The following is an 18,588-nucleotide window of genomic DNA, read 5'->3' as shown; positions in this document are numbered from 1 at the left end:
CCCTCGGCTGGAGGAACGGCTCCCGCGCGCCCGCGGGTTGCCCGGATCTCGAAGCAACCCCGGTGCGCCCCGGTCCCGTTGAGGTAGGTGTGGGGGCGACGAGGAGGAACGCGTGAAACGGTCGGAAGAGGCGGGGTTCCGCGACTACGTCACGGCCCGGATGGACGTCCTGCGGCGGACGGCCTTCCTGCTGTGCCGGGACTGGCACCTCGCCGACGACCTGGTGTCGATCACGATCGGCAAGCTGTACCGGCACTGGCCGCGGGCGCGGCGGATGGCGCACGTCGACGCGTACGTGCGCCGGATCCTGGTGCGGACGTGGCTGGACGAGAAGGCCCGGGCGTGGCGGCGCGAGGAACCGGCGGAGACGCTGCCGGAACCAGCCGTGCTGCCCGGCGACGACGTCGTCGAACGGCTCGGCCTGCTGGAGCTGCTCGACGCGCTGCCGCCGCGGCGCCGGGCCGCGGTGGTGCTGCGCTACTACTGCGACCTGTCGGTCGAAGAGACCGCCGAGATCCTTGATTGTTCGCCCGGAACCGTCAAGAGCCAGACCGCGCGCGGGCTCGACTCGCTGCGCGCGCTGGTCGCCGCGAGCCGGAGCTGAAGGAGGGACCGATGAGCAAGGAACAGTTCGACGCGGCGATCGGCGTCGTGCCGGTGTCCACAGTGGACGTCGAGGCGGTGCTGGACCGCGAACGCCGTCGCGCGCGGGTGGCGATTCCCTGGATGACCGCGGGAGCGGGCGTGGCGGCGGTGGCCGTCGGCGCGGCTTTCGTTTTCGCACCCGGCGATCCGGTTCTGGTGCCGGGCAGTGCGCCTTCTGCACCGGTGTCGCCCTCACCGGATCCGTGCGCCGTCAGTCCCTACCCGCCGCAGACCGGCGCGCCGATCCCGGAGAAGGCGGACGTCGCGGCGAACCGGCTCAGCGGTGTGCTCACCGCCGCCGTCCAGCAGCGGGTCGCGGCCGGGACGAAGCTGCAGCCGCATGCCCAAGGCGAGTACCCGAAGGGGACGCAGCACGGCCCGCTGGGCTTCTACCACGTGTTTTCCGCGCAGGTCGCGTACGAAGGTTCGTGCAGCGGCGGCGAGGACTACTTCATGGCCGCGGCGACGACAGCAGGCCCGGCGGGCAAGGGCAACGTCTGGGCGATCGTCACCCGGCTCGGCGGCAACGCCACGCCGGCCACCGAGTGCGGCAAGCCGCCCGTGGACACACAGCAGTCCTGCGGGCGGAAGACCGGGCCGCACGGCGAGACGATCGTCGAGGAAACGCTCAGCTCTCCGGGATACGCGACAGCCAATCGGACGAACGTCACCAAACCCGACGGCACTGGCGTCATGGTGGAGGCGCAGAACGTCGCCGACGACGCCAAACAGCGTCACCCGGACGGGCCGGACATGCCGGCGCCGCCGCTGAGCCTCGCCCAGCTGACCGACATCGCGCTCGACGCGGGGCTGACGCTCTACCCCTGATCGAGGAGGACTTTCGCGGCGTCACGGGCCGTGGTCGCTTCGCCCGGGTTGCCGGTGATCGCGGCGAGCACGGTCGCGCCTTCGACCAGCGAAAACAGCTGGTCGGCGAGGGTTTGGTCGGCTACGAGACCACGCAGGTAGGCCCGCAGCCGGTCCTTGTGGTCGCGGATCGCCGCCGCGACACCCGGTGCCGGTTCGCCGAACTCGCCGAACGAGTTGATGAACGCGCAGCCGCGGAAGCCGGGCTCGGAAAACCAGTCCCGCAGCCAGTCGAACACGGCGAGCGGGTCGTCGCCGCGGGCGTGGACGAATTCGCGCAACGACGCCCGCCACCGCTCGTCGCGGCGCCGGAGGTAGGCCTCGACCAGGTCGTTCTTCGCCGGGAAGGTCCGGTAGAGCCGTTTGAGCGAGACGCCCGAGCGCGCGCGGACGGCGTCCATCCCGACCGCCTGGACGCCGTGGGCGTAGAAGAGCTCCTCGGCGGCCTCGAGCAACCGGTCGGTCGCCTCCGTGGGGGTCATGTCACCTGCCTCTGGTGCGGAGAATGAGCGTTCTCTAGACTACCGGAGAACGCACGTTCTCCACGTCTTCGAAGGAGTGCTCATGAGCCCGCGTCCGCCGTTCCCGCCGTTCGACGAGGACACCGCCCGTCAGAAGGTCCAGGCCGCCGAGGACGCGTGGAACACCCGCGACCCCTCGCGGGTCTCGTTGGCGTACACCGAGGACTCGGTGTGGCGGAATCGCGACCAGCACGTCGTCGGCCGGGCGGAGATAGTCAGGTTCCTGACGGCTAAATGGGAGCGCGAACTGGACTACGCGTTGCGCAAGGAGCTGTGGGGCTTCCGCGGCAACCGCATCGGCGTCCGGTTCCAATACGAGTCCCGCAACGCCGAGGGGCAGTGGTTCCGCAGCTACGGCAACGAGCTGTGGGAGTTCAGCGACGAAGGCCTGATGCGGCGGCGCGAGGCGAGCATCAACGACGTGCCGATCGACGAGTCGGACCGCCGGATCTTCGGCCCGCGCCCGGAGTCCGAGCACGGCGTCCTGCTGCCGGTCTTCTGAGTCCGCTTTGCGCGTAATCGCCCTTGGCCGGCTGCCGCCGTGGGCATGCTCGGGGCCATGACGGCACCGGCGTTCGGCGGCGAAGTGAGCGAGTTCTACCAGCGGTTCCGCCGCGGCTACCCGCCGGCGGTGGCGGACGCGCTGACGACGTCGTTCGCGCTGACCCGTGACGACGTCGTGCTCGACCTCGGCTGCGGCACCGGCCAGCTCACCCGGGCCTTGGCGCCCCGGGTGGGCGCGGTCCTCGGCATGGACCCGGAACCGGCGATGCTCGCCCAGGCCCGCCAGGCGACGTCGTCGCCGAACGTGAGCTGGCTCCTGGGCGCGGACGGAGACATCGAGGCGCTGACCCCGGTCGTCGGCCCGGGCCGGCTGGCCGCGGTGACGGTGGCCCAGGCGTTGCACTGGATGGACCACGAGCGCCTGTTCACGACGGCGCGGCCGTTGCTGCGCCCGGGTGGCGGCGTCGCGGTGGTGACGAACGGCGAGCCGCTCTGGCTGCAGGACGCGGCGTGGTCGTCGGCGCTGCGAGAGGTGCTGTCGTCGTTTTTGGGGACACCGCTGCACCGGACGTGCGGCACGGACCCGGCGAGCCAGTCGCGCTACGCGGACGCCCTCTCCGCCGCGGGGTACGCGGTCGATTCCCAGGTCATCTCCTACGACGCGGTGGTGAGCGTCGAGGAGATCGTCGGTGGCGTTTTTTCGGCCATGAGCCCGTCGCAGCTACCGGCGGCCGACGAGCGCCCGGCGTTCACCGAGCGCGTCCGGCGGGCGTTGTCGCCGTTCGGACCACTGCGCGAGCAGGTCCGGGTCCGCGTCCTGACGGGAACCCGCTGACCGGTCACGCAAGGCGAATGCGTACTGGCCCGTACAGTTCCGCTTATTGTTTCCCCGGGAACCGGCGCGGATGCTCGCTGCCAGGCGCGCCCCTGCGCCGGCCAGCTCGAGGAGTCCCCATGACCAGCAGGTTGAGAGCCGTCGTCGCCACCGTCTTCGTCGTGTTGTCGTTTTCCTTCGGTGCCGTGGTCACAGCGGCCACGCCCACCGCGGCCGGTCCGGACTGCGTCCGCCCCTGCCACTTCTGAGCGGGCCGCTACCTACAGTTCGGGCCTTCGTCGGTCGTTGTCGAAAAGGTGACCACGACCTACAGCTCCGGCACCCCGGCGGCGACGGGCTCGAAGGCGTTCCCGGTCGCGATCTTCGGCCGCGGCAGCTCCACCGGCTCGCCCGGCTTCGCCCGCCGGTAGACCGCGGCGGTCGCCTCCGCGATCCGGCCCCAGTCGAAGTCCGCGGCCAGCCGCGACTGCGCCGCCCGCGCCCGCTCGGCCGCCGCGTCGGCGTCACCGAGCACCGCCGTCACGGCGTTGGCCAATTCCGCGACATCGCCCGGGCTGAACGCGAGCCCGGTCTCGCCGTGCACGACGACCTCGCCGAGCCCGCCCGCCGTCGACGCCACCAGCGGCGCCTTCGCGGCCGCCGCCTCCAGAGCGACGATACCGAACGGCTCGTACCGGCTGGGCAGCACGACCGCGTCGGCCGCCGCCAGCGCCGCGCGCAGGTCGCGGTCGGACAGGTGCCCGACGAAGTCGACGGCCCGCCGCACCCGCAGCTTCCGCGACTGTTCGACCAGCTCGTCGAAGTGTCGTCCTTTTCCGGCAACGACCACGCGCGTCCCCGGGTGACGTCGTCGGATGCGGGGGAGCGCGGCGAGCAGGTCCTGCACGCCCTTCTCCCACTCGAGTCGTCCGAAATAGAGCAACAGCGGCGCACCGGCCGGGCTGTAGACCTCGCGGGCGCGCGCGATCTCGTCCGCGGGCACCTGCCAGCCGCGTTCCTCGATGCCGTTGTGGATCACCGTGACGTCCTCGGCCTCGACCTCGAAGAGGTGCGCGACCTCACGGCGCATGGCCTGGGAGCACGTGATCAGCGCGTCGGCCCGGTTGGCCAGCCACCACTCGACCGAGTGAACTTGCTGGTTCAGCGGGTGCGACAGCCAGCCGGAGTGGCGCCCGGCCTCGGTCGCGTGGATCGTGCCGACCAACGGCACCCGCGCGGCCTCGGCGATCGCGATGGCCGGGTGCGCGACCAGCCAGTCGTGCGCGTGCACGACATCGGGCTGCCAGCCGCGCAGCAAGTCCTGCGCCGCGCGGATCATGGCGTGCCCCATGGCCAGCGTCCAGGCGACGAGGTCGCGTTCGAACGTGACGTGCATCGGGTCCTCGGCAACCCGGATGATCCGCACGCCCTCGACGACTCGGTCGGTGCGCGGGTGCGTCCCGGCGTCGGTGCCCGCGGCGTGCCGGCAGAGGACGACGACCTCGTGGCCCTGCCGGGCCAGGTGCGTGGCGAGCGCGTGTACGTGCCGCGCCAGGCCACCGATGGCCACTGGCGGGTACTCCCAGGACAGCATCAGCACACGCATGGGCAGAGGTTACTCGCGAGTCGGGACGCCCCGGCGGCGCCCGTGCCAGCCGACCGGCCAGCGCCATCGGCGAATGTGAGCCGACTCACTGGCGGACCCGCCGATCTCTGCCACCATCGGCGGGGATGACTGCACCGGAGGACACCGGCTGGCGCCGGCTCGACCCGCCCTTGACCACCCCGTGGACCGGCGAGGCCGGTCCGGACAACGCCCTGCCCGAGTACCCGCGGCCCCAGCTGACCCGGCCGCGCTGGCTGAACCTCAACGGCGTCTGGGAGTACGCGGGCTGGCCGTCGTCGCCGGACGAACCACGGCCGTCCGGGTACGCGGAGCGCATCCTGGTCCCGTTCCCGCCGGAATCGGCGTTGTCCGGAATCGGACGACGCGACGAGGTCCTCTGGTACCGGCGCTTGGTCGAAATTCCGCCGGACTGGCGTGACCAGCGGATCCTCCTGCACTTCGGCGCGGTCGACCAGACGGCGAAGGTGTGGGTCAACAACCAGCTCGTCGCGACGCACGAAGGCGGCTACACGGCGTTCAGCGCGGACATCACCGACGTCCTGCGCGCGTCGGGGCCGCAAGAGCTGACCGTCCGGGCCGAGGACCGCACCGACATCGAGCCCTTCCCGGTCGGCAAGCAGCGCAACGCGCCCGGCGGGATCTGCTACACGGCGTCGTCCGGAATCTGGCAGACGGTGTGGCTCGAGCCGGTGCCCCAGTCCCGCATTGAACGACTTGATCTTACCCCAGACCTCACCGGCGTGACGGTGTTCCCCCAGGTCACCGGCGGCTCGGAGGTCGTTGTCGTCGTTTCGACCACGGACGGCGAGGTCGCACGGGGCTCGGGCGCGGCGGGGACGTCGGTGCGCGTGGACGTTCCCGAACCACACCTCTGGACCCCGGACGACCCGCACCTCTACACGCTGCGCGTCCAGCTGCTCGATCGGCACGGCGCGGTCCTGGACGAAGTCGGCAGCTACGCCGGCCTCCGGACGATCGGCCTGCTCCCGGACTCCGAAGGCCGCCCGCGGATCGCGCTCAACGACCGTCCGACGTTCCTCCACGGCCCACTCGACCAGGGCTACTGGCCGGACGGCATCTCGACCGCGCCCACCGACGACGCCCTGCGCTTCGACCTCGAAAAGACCAAGGAGCTGGGCTTCAACTTCGTCCGCAAACACGTCAAGGTCGAGCCGGCGCGCTGGTACTACTGGGCCGACACCCTGGGCTTGGTCGTCTGGCAGGACATGCCCTCGCTGACGGTGTCGTTCGACGGCCCACCCGGCATCGCGCCGGACCCCGTCCCGCGAGCGCGTGAGCTGTTCGAAGCGGAATTGATCACAATGATCACTCAGCTACGGGCGGTGCCGTCGATCGTCGGCTGGGTGCCGTTCAACGAGGGCTGGGGCGAGTACGACACGGCCCGTGTCGCGGAATTGGTCAAAGCGCTCGACCCGACCCGGCTGGTGATCGCGAACAGCGGGGTCAACTGCTGCTTCTCCCGCCCCGACACCGGCGCGGGCGACGTCTACGACGACCACACCTACGTAGGCCCGGGGGAGCCGGCGGTGACCGACGGCCGGGCGGTTGTCGACGGCGAGTACGGCGGGCTCGGCCTCGTCTTGGAGGACCACCGCTGGCCCGGGCCGCCGAACGCGTACGAAATGACGCCGACTCGAGAACGGCTCACCGAGCGCTACGCGGAGGTCAGCGCGGCCCTGGAGCGGGTGGTGGCCGAGCGAGGTCTGTCCGGCGCGGTCTACACCCAGACGACCGATGTCGAAAACGAGGTCAACGGCCTGCTGACGTACGACCGCCGGGTGGTCAAGGTCGACGCGGAAGTGGTCGCGAAGTGCGTCCGAGCGGTGATCGACGCCGGCTCGGCCTGAGGAGACCGGCGACGCGGGGGTGTGGTCAGCTTTCGGCCACGGCCTTGAGCAGGGCGTCTCGTCCGTGGTCGAGAGCCGACAACAGCGCGCCGCGCAGGGCGGCCGAGTCGGTCACCGTGCCGGCCTCCACTCGGATCGGCCCGGGTGTCGCCGCCCGGACCGTTCGCCGGATTTCGGCCACAAGACCTGGCCGGCTCCCCGCCGGACCGCCCAGCAGCACAAGGTCGGGATCGACGATCGTGCAGATGGCGGCGACGGCCCGCCCGAGCGTCGCGCCGAGCAGCCGTAGCCGTTCGGCGGCCACGGCGTCGCCGTCCGCCTGGTCGAGCGTGGTCAAAATTGCGTCGACGTCCAGCGAAGGCGCGTCCGACCTGCCGAAACCCTGGTCGGCGAGCGCCGAGGCAAGGGTGGTCCCGGAGCTGTCCAGGTACCCGATCTCGCCCGCGAGCCCGTGCGAGCCCCGCACGAGCTGGTTGCCGACATAAAGACTGACGCCGAGCCCGGCGCCGACGTAGACGTAAGCAAAGCTCTTCGCCTCCCGCGCGGCGCCCTCGCGGCGCTCGGCGAGCGCGGAGAAGTTGACGTCGTTGTCCAGCAGGACGTCGCGCCCGATGTCCCCGGCTCGGAGCCGTCCCTCGGGGAACGGCGACCCCGGCAGCTCGACGACCTCGTGCGTGACAGGGTCGACCGGATTGGCCACCGAGATCGCGATCGCCCGTACCGGTCCCGCCCCGGCGCCGCCCGCCGCGGCCACGGCGTCCCGGACCGCGGCGGTCATCGGCCGGTCGTCCGGCGGGTGGTGGCCGGTGGTCAGGACCGTCCCGGTCAGGTCGGTCGTCACCGTCCGGATGCCCTGCTGGTTGACCTCCGCGGCGACGACCCGGCCGGCGTCGGCGGCCAGCTCGTAGAAGGTCGCGATGCGACCACGGCGGCCCGTCTGGTCGGTGCCGGTGGCCCGCAGCGCGCCCGCTGTCTCCAGACGACGGACCGACTCGGAGATCGTCGGCTTCGAGATCCCGGTGGTCGCGGCGAGCTCCGCGCGCGTGGTCCGTTCATGGACGAAAACGTGGTCGAGCACCGCGCGGTCGGTCATGGCCCGCAGCATCGCCAGGCGCGGAAGCGGCCGTTCGGGGTCGGACATCGCACCTCTTGTGGCGGGAGACAGTCGGGGGTTACCGTAGCCGGGCCATTCTAGTAAGGAGTCCTAACCAAAGATCGCGAGGGACACCGATGACGACCACAGAGCTGCCCGCGAACATGTCCGAGGCCGTCTCGCGGACCAAGCACGAACTGCGCGCCCGGATCGGCGACGTCGCCGGCGCGTTCGCCGGAGTCCGCGATCAAATGCGGCGCGAAGTCGACGCCGTCGCCGCCGACCCGGACGCCTTCCCTGTCGTCCGTTATCGGGACATAGCCGCCGACGCCGTGCCGCAGCGCACGCTCGACGCCGTCCGGCGCCGCGGCTGCGCCGTCGTCAAAGGCACCTTCGCGCGCGAAACGGCCGAAACCTGGGACTCCGAACTGGCCGCGTACCTCGACGACAACGACTTCGCCGGGACCTACCAAGGGCCGGCCGACGACGTCTTCGCCGGTCTCGCGTCGAGCCAGCCGCAGATCTACCCGGTCTACTGGTCGAAGCCGCAGATCCAGGCCCGCCAGCACGAGCACATGGTCGCCGTCCGGCGGTTCCTCAACTCCTTCTGGCGGCACGAGTCCGAGGGCCGCGTCTGGTTCGACCCCGATCGCGACACGGCCTACCCCGACCGCATCCGGCGCCGTCCGCCCGGCTCGGCGTCGCTCGGCCTGTCCGCGCACACCGACTCCGGCTCGGTCGAACGCTGGCTGCTGCCCGCCTACCAGCAGGTCTTCCGCCACGTTTTCGCCGGAAACTGGCAACAGTACGACCCGTGGGACGGCGCCTACCGCACCGAAGTGGACGAATACCCGTCGACCGTCATGTGCTCGGCCTTCCGCACCTTCCAGGGCTGGACGGCGTTGTCGGAAATGCGACAAGGCGACGGCGTCCTGCACGTCGTGCCGATCCCGTCGGCGATGGCGTACGTCTTGCTTCGCGCGCTCCAGGATGACATCCCCGACGACGACCTCTGCGGCGCGGCCAACGGCCAGGCGTTGCCGGTGAACGACAAATACCACGACGACCTGCTGCCGGCGCTGACCTCGATCCCCGACATCGAGCCGGGCGACACGGTCTGGTGGCACGGTGACGTCATCCACGCGGTCGCCGATGGCACCAACCCGGACCGCTGGGGCGACGTCATGTACATCCCGGCGAGCCCGCACTGCCCGAAGAACGCGGCCTACGCCGAGAAGTGCGGCCGCGCGTTCCTGACCGGCGCGAGCCCGGGCGACTTCGCGCCGGAGGACTACGAAGTGAACTGGACCGGCCGGGCCACGGTCGACGATCTCACCGCCGTCGGCCGAGATCAGCTCGGCCTGTGAACGGCGCCGCGCCGGGCCCGAAAGCCCGGCGCGGCCGGCTCACGCCGGGAGAGCGGCCTCGATGGCTTTGACGACCTGCTCGTCCTCGGGCTCGGTCCGCGGCCGGAACCGCGCGAGGACCTCGCCGTCGGCGCCGACCAGGAACTTCTCGAAGTTCCACTGGACGTCGCCGGTCTCGCCGTCGGCGTCGGCCGTCTTGGTCAGTTCCGCGTATAGGGGGTGGCGGTCGTCGCCGTTGACGTCGATCTTCTCGAACAGCGGGAACGTGACGCCGTAGGTCGTCGAGCAGAACGTCTGGATCTCCTCCGCGCTGCCCGGCTCCTGCCCCGCGAACTGGTTGCACGGAAAACCGACCACGGAGAAGCCCTGGCCGCCGAAGCGCTCCTGAAGCCGCTCGAGGCCGGAGTACTGCGGGGTCAGGCCGCACTTCGACGCGACGTTGACCACGAGAAGCGCCTTGCCCGCGAGCGAGCCCAGCGAGCTGTCCTGCCCGTCGAGGGTCTTGACCGGAATTTCGTGGATCCCCATGAAGGTCCCTTCAGTCGTGCTTCAGCGCCCGGGCGTCGAGGTGCCCGAACGGTCCGTCGTCGGCGCGGTAGGCCGCGGCCAGCTGTCCGGCCCGCGCGCGGTCGCCGCGTCGCAGCAAATCGGCCAACGCGTCGAAGCGCTCGGTGTGGACCGCCGCGCGACGACGCGCGTAGTCCGCGGCCGAGTCCTTGGTGACCATGAACGCCCAGTCACTCTCCAGGGCCAGCATCGCCTCGACCACGGCCTGGTCGGCGACGGTGTCGCGGGCCGTGGTCGTCAAACCGGCAACGAGGTCCAGCAGCCGCCGCTGCAGCGCCGTGTTGGCCTCGACCATGTCCTTGACCTGCTCGCCGTCCCAGACGCGCCAGTCCTTGCCCGATCCCCACGACGACGCGGGCAGGTCGAGCGGCTCGCCGACGAGACCCGCGTCGAGCGCGCCCTTCAGCGTCGTCACCCGGACGCCGGCCTCGGGCAGCGCGCGAAGCACGCCTTCGAGCCACGCCGGGCCTTCGTGCCACCAGTGGCCGAACAGCTCCGTGTCGTACGCGGCGACCACGAGCGCCTCACGCCCGTGTTGTGCCTTCAGCGAACGCAGCCGCGTGACCACCGTGTCGACGAAGTCCTTGACGTGCAGCCCCAGCACGTCCGCGGCCAGCGACGGGTCGTACGGCGCCTTGTCCACCGGCTTGACCGTCTTGCCCGTGACGCGCGATGCCTTGAGCCCGACCTCGTGCGCCCAGGTGTGGAAGTCGCGGTAGGCCGCGTGGCCGGGGTAGCCGGCCTTCGGCGACCAGACGCGGTAGGTGACCTCGAGGTCTCGTCCGAAAGCGACCACGTCGCTGCCGCCGACCGGCCGAGCCGCCCACGTCTCGCCGCGCAGCGACGGCCCGTCGACCATGAACCGCCGCACGCCCGCGGCCGCGTAGTCGTTTTCCATACCAGGCGCGTAGCCGCACTCCGGCGCCCAAATCCCCTCGGGCCGGGAGCCGATCCGCAGCGCCGTGTCGGCGAGACCCGCGGTCAGCGCGAACTCGCGCACCCGCGGGTCCAGCAACGGCTGGAACGGGTGGGCCAGGGGCCCGCCGAGCAGCTCGATCGTCGAATTGTCGACCAACGAACGAAGGATCGGCGAGAAGCCGTGCCGCCAGCGTGACCCCAGCTCCTCGGCCGCGCGGACCGCGGTCCGGTGCTCGGCCGCGGCCAGCTCGCGCAAGGTCGGATCGCCCCGCCACAGCGTCGACGCGTGCTGGGCGCGCAACTGCCAGTGGCCGAGCCAGTCGTGGAACGCGCGGATGCTGTACGGGTCGTCGAGCTGCGCGGCGAGCACCGGCGTCACGCCCAGCGTCAGCACGTCCTGGCGGCCTTCGGCGGCGAAGCGTTCCAGCAGGTCGACCATCGGCAGGTAGGAATGCGCCCACGCCTGGTAGAGCCATTCCTCGCCGACCGGCCAGCTCCCGTGGTGCGGCAGCCACGGCAGGTGGCTGTGCAGAACCAGGCAGAAGGTGCCTTCGTTCATCGGCGCACCGCCACGGCGACCAGGTCGAGGCTGGCGTCGAGGTCGTCGCCGTGGACGGCGAAGCCCGTGGCCTCGATCGCGGCGACGTCGGCGAGCAGCTGCGCCGGCCACACGGCCTGGCCGGGCAGCGAGCCCATGACTACGTCGAGCTGGGCGTCGATGATCGAGCCGCCGTACCGCTCGTCGAGCGCGCGGACCGACGAGCCGTGGTGCAGGCCGTGGAGGGTCTCCACGTCGAATCCAGCGTCGGTGAGCAGGCCCGCCAGCTCGGCCGGCGCCAGCTCACGCGTGTGGAACGGGTTCAGCGGCGTGTCGCTGTCCGGGGTGAAAGTCAGCCGGTTGGGGGTCGTGACCAAAAGCCGACCACCCGGCTTCAGCACCCGGTGGCACTCGGCGAGGAACCCGGCCTGATCCCACAGGTGCTCGATGACCTGAAAATTGGCCACGACGTCGACCGCGCCGTCCGGGACCGGCAGGAACGCCAGGTTCGCCCGCGCGACCGCGACGTCGGGGTAGCGGCGGGCGACGTGCTCGGTGGTCGGCACGTCGTAGTCCAGCGCGAGCACCCGGCGGGCCGTCGTCGCGAAGAGGCTCGCGCCGTAGCCCTCGCCGCAGCCGGCTTCGAGCACCGTCGCGTCCGCGCAGTGGGGGAGCAGGGCGAGGTACGCGGCCTCGTGGCGGCGGAACCAGTAGTTCTCCTCGGCGATGCCGGGGACGGTCCGTTCGCCGGTCAGGTGCAGCGCCTCGGCCCGGGTGGCTGGGGTGGTCACCTCCGCGACCCTAGCGGGTGTCACGTCCGGCCCCGCCGTCTCGTTCCGTGGTCATGCAACGGACAATCACCCGCGTTCTGCTCGTCCTCTTCGGCCTCGTCGAGCTCGCGATCGGACTGTGGTCACTTATCGCACCAACCGGCTTCTACCAGGACTTTCCCGGCATTCGCACGGGCTGGGTCTCGATGGACGGCCCCTTCAACGAGCACCTGCTGCGCGACTTCGGCGGCCTCAACCTGGCGCTCGCGGCGACGCTGATCGGCGCCGCCGTGATCGGCACCACAGCCGTGGCGAGGCTGGCGGCGGTCGCCGCCTTGCTCTTCGGCGTGCCGCACTTCTTCTACCACCTCGGGCACGTGTCGCACTTCGAGACGATCGACCAGGTGCTCATCATCGGGTTGACCGGGCTCAGCGCGCTGGTGCCGCTGGTGCTCCTGGCGATTCCCGGCCGCCGGGTCAGTACACCGGCGACACCGTGATGCCGAGCGCGCCGGGGCCGAGGTGCGCGCCGATGACCGTGCTCGCTTCGACGACCATGCTCTCGGCCATCGCCGGCACCCGGCGTTCGATCTGCCTGCCGATCTCGAGCTCGTGGTCGCTGGCGCCGAACCGGGTGACGGCGATGTCGGCGCGGAAACCGCCGGACTTCTTGACCGCGAGGTCGACCATCTTGGCCAGCGCCCGGCGCGTGCCGGGGACGCGGGCCAGTGGCGCGACCTCGCCGTCCTTGACCGTGAGCAGCGGCTTGATCGAAAACGCCGTGCCGAGCATCGCCTGCGCGGTGCCGATCCGCCCGCCGCGGCGGAGGTACTCCAGCGTGTCGACGTAGATGAATTCGGTGCTCGTGAAGCAGCGGCGTTCGGCGGCTTCGATGACCCGGGCGGCGTCCGCGCCCGCCGCCGCCGCCCGGGCCGCGGACACCGCGGCGAACCCGAGGCTCATCCCGGTGGTGCGGCTGTCCAGGACGTGCACCGGGATGCGGACCTGCTGGGCGGCCTCCCGGGCCGCGCGGACGGTGTCGGACATGCGGCCGGAGATGTGGATGCTGACGATCGCGGTCGCGCCTGACGCGGCCGCTTCCTGGTAGGTCCAGAAGAACGCCCCCGGGTCCGGGGGCGAAGTGGTCAGGACCTGCCCGGCTCTCAGCGCGTCGATCACGTCGCCGCGGTCGAAGCGGTTTTCGGCGTCGAAGTGACCACCCAGGTTCAGCTGGATCTGGACGACTCCGATGGCCCAGCGGGAAGCGACGAGGTCGGGCAGGCAGGAGCTCGAGTCGGTGATGACGGCGATGCGCGCGGGCATGGTGGGGGAGGTTAATGCCTGACACCCACTGCGAGTAGGCCGTGGTTGGTCCGATTGGACGAACGGCAGTTCGGGTGGGGTAACCGGTCGATTACCGGGACGATGGTCCCATTAGATTGCGCATCCAGGTGAAAGGCGTCACCTCGGCGGGTGCTGCGCGCCGATCCGCCCTAATCTACCGGCCAGTAGAGCACTGTCCCGTGGTCGACCGCGGGCCACGAACCGGGAGGTCGAAGCAGACCCATGACCAACATCGTCGTCCTGGTCAAGCAGGTACCGGACACCTACTCGGAGCGGAAGCTCAACGGGTCCGACCACACCCTTGACCGCGAATCCGCCGACGCCGTGCTCGACGAGATCAACGAGAAGGCCGTCGAAGAGGCGCTGAAGATCAAGGAAGCCGGCGAGGGCGAGGTCACCGTGATCTCGGTGGGCCCGGACCGCGCGACCGACGCCATCCGCAAGGCGCTGTCCATGGGCGCCGACAAGGCCATCCACGTCTCCGACGAGGCGCTGCACGGCTCCGACGCGATCGCCACCGCCAAGGTGCTCGCCGCCGCGATCGGCAAGGTCGAAGGCTACGACCTGATCATCGCCGGCAACGAGTCCTCCGACGGCCGCGGCGGCGCCGTCCCCGCGATCCTCGCCGAGCTGCTCGGCCTGCCGCAGGTCACCTACGCCCGTGAGGTCACCGTCGACGGCACGACCATCAAGGCCGTCCGCGAGACCGAGGACGGTCTCACCCGCCTCGAGGCGACCCTGCCCGCGGTGGTGAGCGTCGGCGAGAAGATCAACGAGCCGCGCTACCCGTCCTTCAAGGGTATCATGGCCGCGAAGAAGAAGCCGGTCGAGACGTTCACCATCGCCGACCTGGGCGTCGACGCGGGCGAGGTCGGCCTCGGCAACGCGTGGTCCACCGTGACCGAATCCTCGCCGAAGCCGCCGCGCACCGCCGGCGAGAAGGTCGAAGACGAGGGCGACGGCGGCACCAAGGTCGCCGAGTACCTGGTCGGCCAGAAGCTCATCTGACAACGGCTCTTCGAGGAGGAACAAGAACATGGCTGAAGTACTCGTCCTCGTCGACCACGTCGACGGTGAGGTCAAGAAGGTCACGCTCGAGCTGCTGACCGCCGCCCGCGCGCTCGGTGAGCCGTCGGCCGTCGTCGTCGGCCCGACCGGGACCGCCGCCAAGGCGAAGCAGGCGCTGGCGTCGCACGGCGCCGCCAAGGTTTATGTCGCGGAAGGCGACGACGCCGCGAACTACCTGGTCACGCCCAAGGTGGACGTGCTCGCCGCGCTCGCGCAGCAGGCGTCCCCGGCCGCCGTGCTCGTCACCGCCAGCGGTGAGGGCAAGGAGGTCGCCGCCCGCCTGGCCGTGCGCCTGGGCTCCGGCCTGATCTACGACGCCGTGGGCGTCAACGGCGACGGCGTCATCGACCAGTCCATCTTCGGTGGCGCGTTCTCGGTCAAGTCGAAGTCCGCGAAGGGCGCGCCGGTCGTCTCCATCCGCCCGGGTGCGGTCGAGGCCGAGCCGGCCGAGGGTGCGGCGGCCGAGGAGACCGTCGAGATCCCCGCCGTCGACGCGGCGAAGGCCACCAAGATCACCGGCGTCGAGCCGGTGACCGGCGGTGACCGTCCGGAACTCACCGAGGCCTCGATCGTGGTCTCCGGTGGCCGCGGTGTCGGCTCGGCGGAGAAGTTCGACGTCGTCGAGAAGCTGGCCGACTCGCTCGGCGCGGCTGTCGGCGCTTCGCGTGCCGCGGTCGACTCCGGCTACTACCCGGCGCAGTTCCAGGTGGGCCAGACCGGCAAGACCGTGTCGCCGCAGCTGTACATCGCGCTCGGCATCTCCGGCGCGATCCAGCACCGCGCCGGCATGCAGACGTCGAAGACGATCATCGCCGTCAACAAGGACCCGGAGGCGCCGATCTTCGAGATCGCCGACTTCGGCATCGTCGGCGACCTGTTCAACGTCGCGCCGCAGCTGACCGAAGCGGTCGAGAAGCGCAAGAGCTGATTGCCTGTTCGAAGGGCCTTCCGGGACTTCCCGGAAGGCCCTTCGTGCGTTTTCGGGACCTGAGAGGAGCCTGAGAACCCGCCATTAACTGAACGTGCACTAATCGGTCATCGGATGGCACTCTCCGCGGCTTCCAACGCGCAGGTACACCTTGACCATGACGACGTCACAGCTCCTCGTCAGCACTGATCAGGCGGGTGCCGACCTCCCCGCGGACGCTCCCCGGTACTCCCTTCTCGTCGCTCACGCGAACGAAGAAGTGGTCGCCGCGCAGAAGTTGCGTCACCGGGTTTTCGCCGAGGAGATGGGCGCGCGGCTGCACTCGCCGGTCGCCGGTCTCGACGTCGACGAGTTCGACGAGTTCTGCGACCACCTCGTGGTCCGCGACGACAACACGGGCGAAATCGTCGGCACCTACCGGATGCTGCCGCCGGACCGCGCCGCCCAGGCCGGGAAGCTCTACGCGGACAGCGAGTTCGACCTGAGCGCCCTCGACGCCCTGCGTCCGTCCCTGGTCGAAACCGGCCGGTCGTGCGTGCACCCGGACCACCGCAGCGGCGCCGTCGTCAGCCTGGTCTGGGCCGGGATCGCGCGGTACATGCTGCTGTCCGGCCACCGCTACCTCGCCGGCTGCGCGTCGGTTCCGCTGGTCGACGGCGGATCCTTCGCCGCCGGCGTGTGGGACGTCCTGCGCGCCAAGCACTACTCGGACGAGGCCACGCGCGTCTCGCCGCTCATCCCGTGGGACGCGTCGGAGATCGACCGTCCCGACCGCTCGATCCTGCCGCCGCTGATCAAGGGCTACGTCCGGCTCGGCGCCAAGGCCTACGGCCCGCCCGCGCTCGACGCCGACTTCGGTGTCGCGGACTTCTTCGTCGTGCTGGACCTGCACAACGTCGACGAGCGGTACCTGAAGTTCTTCCTCGGGGTTCAGGTATGAGCCACGCGTACATGCCGACGTCGCCGTGCGGCGACGGCTGCCTGACCGACGGGGACCCCGTGGTCGGTTTTCCGCGACGCGTCCTGCGCGTCACCGCAGCGGTCCTGGTCGTTTTTTCGGCGATGCTGACGGCGCCCCTGCTGCTGGTTTCGTGGGGCCGCGAGTACCGGCTCCGGCTGATCTTCCGCAGCGTGCTGCGCGCGTTCGGCGTCCGCCTGGACATCCGGGGCGGCGGCGACTTCCTGACCGCGCCGGCCGGGCGTGGCGCGCTGGTGGTCAACAACCACATCTCGTGGCTGGACATCGTCGCGATCAACGCGCTGCGGCCGATGCGCGCGCTGGCCAAGAAGGAGATCGCGGGCTGGCCGGTACTGGGCGGGCTGGTCCGCCGCGGCGGCAGCATCTTCCTCGACCGCGAACGGCTGACGACGCTGCCGGCCACGATGGCGTCGCTGGCCGACGCGCTGCGGACGGGGTCGCTGGTAAGCGTGACCCCCGAAGGAACGACGTGGTGCGGCCTGGCGTCCGGTCGATTTACGACCGCGACGTTCCAGGCGGCGATCGACGGCGGTGTCCCGGTCCGCCCGATCGCGCTGCGATACCGCCTGGCCGACGGCCGCGAGACGAGCCGCCCCGCGTTCATCGGGCCGGAGTCGCTGATCGCGTCGCTGCGCCGGGTCGCGGCGTTGCGCGGGCTGGTGCTCGAGGTCCACATCTGCCCGGAAATCGCCCCGGGCCGCGCGGAGAACCGCCGCGAACTGGCGGCGCTGGCCGAGGCGGCCGTCCATTCGGCACTGGGAACGGTGCAGATCCCGGCCCAGCAGCGGCGCCGGACGCCGCGTCCTCAGCCGGTCACATTGGCTTCGCCTCCCGCGAAGTGATCCGGGCCCTGTCGCCGCGATCCGGCGACAGGCCCGGGTTGGGAGGCATTGCGGTTTTGCGCGGGCCTGTCGTCGTGATCCGATGACAGGCCCGTTCGCCTTTTCGCGCCGAGTCCGGCTGAGTCTCGCTTTGCCGGCTGATGTCGACCCGACCCGTTCGGTCGGCCTGGCCAGTCCAGGCCCGGTCCGGCGTGGCTTGAACCGACGGCCTCGCCCCGGCGGCCCGGCCCGGACCGGCTGGCCCGGACCGGCTGGCCCAGACCGGCTGGTTCGGCTCGGTCAACCCGGCTGGCTCGGCCCATCCAGCCAACGCGACCTGCCGAGATCGCCCAGCCGGCTCGGCGCGCCAAATCTGACCGGCCGATCGGGCGCGCCGTCCACGAAGGCGCGCCGGCCCGCCCGTTCAGCCGATGGCGAGCGTGAGCTTCCCGCCGGGGTGGCCGTCCTCGCTCTCGATCTGCGCGGCGGCAGCGTCCTCGAGTGCGTAGCTCTTGCCCTGCGCGATCCGGACCCCGCGGTCGGTCACCCAGCTGGCGATCCCGGTCAGCACCTCCCGCGTCTGCTCACCACCGCTCGAAAACGGGATGCCCAGCTCGAAGGCGGCCCCGTCGGCGATGGTGACGATCCGGTCCTTCGTGCCCCGCAGCGCGACCGACCCGGGCAGCACCCCGTGCCCGGCAGCGTCGAACACGGCGTCCACCGATCCGGGCGCGGCCTCGCGGACACGCTCCTCCCAGCCGTCGCCGTAGAGGACCGGCACGACCCCCAGCGACTTCAGGTCGTCGAGGTTCCGGCTGCCGGCGGTCCCGATGACGGTGACGCCCTGCGCGACGGCCACCTGCGCGGCGAAGCGCCCGACCGTGCCACTGGCGCCGTGCACCAGCAACGTCTCGCCTTCGCGGACCTCAAGCAGCCCGAGGACGCGGAGCGCGGTCTCGCCGGCGACCGGCAGCGCCGCCGCGTCCGCCCACGAAATGCCGGCGGGCTTGGGCGCGAGCGTCTTCGCCAGCGCGTACTCGGCGTAGGCGCCGGTTTCGGACCAGCCGAACACCTCGTCGCCGACGGCGAAGTCCGCGCCCTCGCCGACGGCGTCGACGACACCAGCGACCTCGAGACCGGGGGTGTGCGGGAAGGGCACCTGAAAGTTCTGCTGCATGAAGCCGTTGCGGATCTTCCAGTCGATCGGGTTGATCCCAGCGGCCCGGATGGCCAGCCGCACCTGCCCCGGGCCGGGTTCCGGCACCGGGACCTCGGACAGCTGCAGGACGTCCGGCCCGCCGTAGGCGGAGAAGGTGATCGCTCGCATGGGTTCTCTGCGCTCCTCGAGT

Annotated in this window: 20 protein-coding genes; 12 read left to right on the top strand and 8 right to left on the bottom strand. The window is 71.0% G+C overall.

Annotated elements, in window-relative coordinates:
• Window positions 1-112 precede the first annotated feature (112 nt).
• Both ACIQWX_RS42855 and ACIQWX_RS42850 read left to right on the top strand, forming a co-directional pair.
• The gene (locus ACIQWX_RS42855) at window positions 113-604 is read left to right on the top strand and encodes a SigE family RNA polymerase sigma factor (protein WP_400884093.1); all 492 of its coding nucleotides are present in this window, start codon (window positions 113-115) and stop codon (window positions 602-604) included.
• 11 nt (window positions 605-615) lie between these two features.
• A complete protein-coding gene (locus ACIQWX_RS42850; RefSeq protein ID WP_400884092.1) occupies window positions 616-1,473 on the top strand; it encodes a hypothetical protein in 858 nt (285 codons plus the stop codon).
• Here the strand turns inward: ACIQWX_RS42850 and ACIQWX_RS42845 are convergent.
• Entirely contained in the window at window positions 1,464-1,994 is a 531-nt protein-coding gene (locus ACIQWX_RS42845) for a TetR/AcrR family transcriptional regulator (protein ID WP_400884090.1), read from the bottom strand. The genes ACIQWX_RS42850 and ACIQWX_RS42845 overlap by 10 nt on opposite strands.
• A gap of 82 nt (window positions 1,995-2,076) precedes the next feature.
• On the opposite strand from ACIQWX_RS42845, the gene ACIQWX_RS42840 reads away from it, so the two are divergent.
• The 3 genes from ACIQWX_RS42840 (at window position 2,077) to ACIQWX_RS42830 (ending at window position 3,620) form a co-directional block, all read left to right on the top strand.
• Window positions 2,077-2,535, top strand: a complete 459-nt coding sequence (locus tag ACIQWX_RS42840; RefSeq protein ID WP_400884089.1) for a nuclear transport factor 2 family protein — start codon at window positions 2,077-2,079, stop codon at window positions 2,533-2,535.
• Window positions 2,536-2,592: 57 nt separating this feature from the next.
• A complete protein-coding gene (locus ACIQWX_RS42835; RefSeq protein ID WP_400884087.1) occupies window positions 2,593-3,372 on the top strand; it encodes a class I SAM-dependent methyltransferase in 780 nt (259 codons plus the stop codon).
• 119 nt (window positions 3,373-3,491) lie between these two features.
• The gene (locus ACIQWX_RS42830; protein ID WP_400884086.1) at window positions 3,492-3,620 is read left to right on the top strand and encodes a hypothetical protein; all 129 of its coding nucleotides are present in this window, start codon (window positions 3,492-3,494) and stop codon (window positions 3,618-3,620) included.
• A 59-nt stretch (window positions 3,621-3,679) separates the two neighbouring features.
• On the opposite strand, the gene ACIQWX_RS42825 is transcribed toward ACIQWX_RS42830, so the two are convergent.
• Window positions 3,680-4,957 (bottom strand): glycosyltransferase family 4 protein, encoded by a 1,278-nt coding sequence (locus ACIQWX_RS42825; RefSeq protein ID WP_400884085.1) that lies wholly within the window; start codon window positions 4,955-4,957, stop codon window positions 3,680-3,682.
• A gap of 125 nt (window positions 4,958-5,082) precedes the next feature.
• On the opposite strand from ACIQWX_RS42825, the gene ACIQWX_RS42820 reads away from it, so the two are divergent.
• Window positions 5,083-6,846, top strand: coding sequence for a glycoside hydrolase family 2 protein (locus tag ACIQWX_RS42820; RefSeq protein WP_400884083.1), 1,764 nt, complete (start codon window positions 5,083-5,085; stop codon window positions 6,844-6,846).
• 25 nt (window positions 6,847-6,871) lie between these two features.
• On the opposite strand, the gene ACIQWX_RS42815 is transcribed toward ACIQWX_RS42820, so the two are convergent.
• A complete protein-coding gene (locus ACIQWX_RS42815) occupies window positions 6,872-7,987 on the bottom strand; it encodes an ROK family protein (protein ID WP_400884082.1) in 1,116 nt (371 codons plus the stop codon).
• A gap of 89 nt (window positions 7,988-8,076) precedes the next feature.
• Here ACIQWX_RS42815 and ACIQWX_RS42810 point away from each other — a divergent pair, with 89 nt between their 5' ends.
• Window positions 8,077-9,306 carry a YbiU family protein gene (locus ACIQWX_RS42810; protein WP_400884080.1) on the top strand — a complete coding sequence of 410 codons (1,230 nt, stop codon included), beginning with the start codon at window positions 8,077-8,079 and terminating at the stop codon, window positions 9,304-9,306.
• Window positions 9,307-9,345: 39 nt separating this feature from the next.
• Here ACIQWX_RS42810 and ACIQWX_RS42805 read toward each other — a convergent pair whose 3' ends face one another.
• The 3 genes from ACIQWX_RS42805 to ACIQWX_RS42795 are packed head-to-tail and all read right to left on the bottom strand — an operon-like array spanning window position 9,346 to window position 12,120.
• Window positions 9,346-9,834 carry a glutathione peroxidase gene (locus tag ACIQWX_RS42805; RefSeq protein WP_400884079.1) on the bottom strand — a complete coding sequence of 163 codons (489 nt, stop codon included), beginning with the start codon at window positions 9,832-9,834 and terminating at the stop codon, window positions 9,346-9,348.
• A 10-nt stretch (window positions 9,835-9,844) separates the two neighbouring features.
• The gene (locus ACIQWX_RS42800; RefSeq protein ID WP_400884077.1) at window positions 9,845-11,350 is read right to left on the bottom strand and encodes a 1,4-alpha-glucan branching protein domain-containing protein; all 1,506 of its coding nucleotides are present in this window, start codon (window positions 11,348-11,350) and stop codon (window positions 9,845-9,847) included.
• Window positions 11,347-12,120, bottom strand: a complete 774-nt coding sequence (locus ACIQWX_RS42795) for a methyltransferase domain-containing protein (RefSeq protein WP_400884075.1) — start codon at window positions 12,118-12,120, stop codon at window positions 11,347-11,349. The genes ACIQWX_RS42800 and ACIQWX_RS42795 overlap by 4 nt, the downstream gene beginning before the upstream one ends.
• 53 nt (window positions 12,121-12,173) lie before the next feature.
• Here ACIQWX_RS42795 and ACIQWX_RS42790 point away from each other — a divergent pair, with 53 nt between their 5' ends.
• The gene (locus tag ACIQWX_RS42790; protein WP_400884073.1) at window positions 12,174-12,599 is read left to right on the top strand and encodes a hypothetical protein; all 426 of its coding nucleotides are present in this window, start codon (window positions 12,174-12,176) and stop codon (window positions 12,597-12,599) included.
• Here the strand turns inward: ACIQWX_RS42790 and ACIQWX_RS42785 are convergent.
• On the bottom strand, window positions 12,577-13,422 hold the full coding sequence (locus ACIQWX_RS42785) for a DegV family protein (RefSeq protein WP_400884072.1): 846 nt from the start codon (window positions 13,420-13,422) through the stop codon (window positions 12,577-12,579). The two genes, ACIQWX_RS42790 and ACIQWX_RS42785, sit on opposite strands and share 23 nt — an antisense overlap.
• A 243-nt stretch (window positions 13,423-13,665) precedes the next feature.
• Between ACIQWX_RS42785 and ACIQWX_RS42780 the strand changes: the two genes are divergently transcribed.
• The 4 genes from ACIQWX_RS42780 to ACIQWX_RS42765 all read left to right on the top strand — a co-directional run bounded on the left by ACIQWX_RS42780 (window position 13,666) and on the right by ACIQWX_RS42765 (window position 17,260).
• A complete protein-coding gene (locus ACIQWX_RS42780; RefSeq protein ID WP_400884071.1) occupies window positions 13,666-14,451 on the top strand; it encodes an electron transfer flavoprotein subunit beta/FixA family protein in 786 nt (261 codons plus the stop codon).
• Window positions 14,452-14,479: 28 nt separating this feature from the next.
• Entirely contained in the window at window positions 14,480-15,439 is a 960-nt protein-coding gene (locus tag ACIQWX_RS42775; RefSeq protein WP_400884069.1) for an electron transfer flavoprotein subunit alpha/FixB family protein, read from the top strand.
• Between the two features lie 157 nt (window positions 15,440-15,596).
• Window positions 15,597-16,379 carry a GNAT family N-acetyltransferase gene (locus tag ACIQWX_RS42770; RefSeq protein ID WP_400884067.1) on the top strand — a complete coding sequence of 261 codons (783 nt, stop codon included), beginning with the start codon at window positions 15,597-15,599 and terminating at the stop codon, window positions 16,377-16,379.
• Window positions 16,376-17,260, top strand: coding sequence for a lysophospholipid acyltransferase family protein (locus ACIQWX_RS42765; protein ID WP_400884065.1), 885 nt, complete (start codon window positions 16,376-16,378; stop codon window positions 17,258-17,260). Before ACIQWX_RS42770 ends, ACIQWX_RS42765 begins: the two co-directional genes overlap by 4 nt.
• A 403-nt stretch (window positions 17,261-17,663) precedes the next feature.
• Here the strand turns inward: ACIQWX_RS42765 and ACIQWX_RS42760 are convergent, their stop codons facing one another.
• Window positions 17,664-18,566, bottom strand: a complete 903-nt coding sequence (locus tag ACIQWX_RS42760) for an NADP-dependent oxidoreductase (RefSeq protein ID WP_400884064.1) — start codon at window positions 18,564-18,566, stop codon at window positions 17,664-17,666.
• Window positions 18,567-18,588: the final 22 nt, after the last annotated feature.

The sequence above is a fragment of the Amycolatopsis sp. NPDC098790 genome (genome assembly GCF_044759945.1).
Taxonomy (GTDB): Bacteria; Actinomycetota; Actinomycetes; order Mycobacteriales; family Pseudonocardiaceae; genus Amycolatopsis.
Note: the sequence above shows the minus strand (reverse complement) of the source record. Positions and strands in the feature narration are given on the sequence as shown.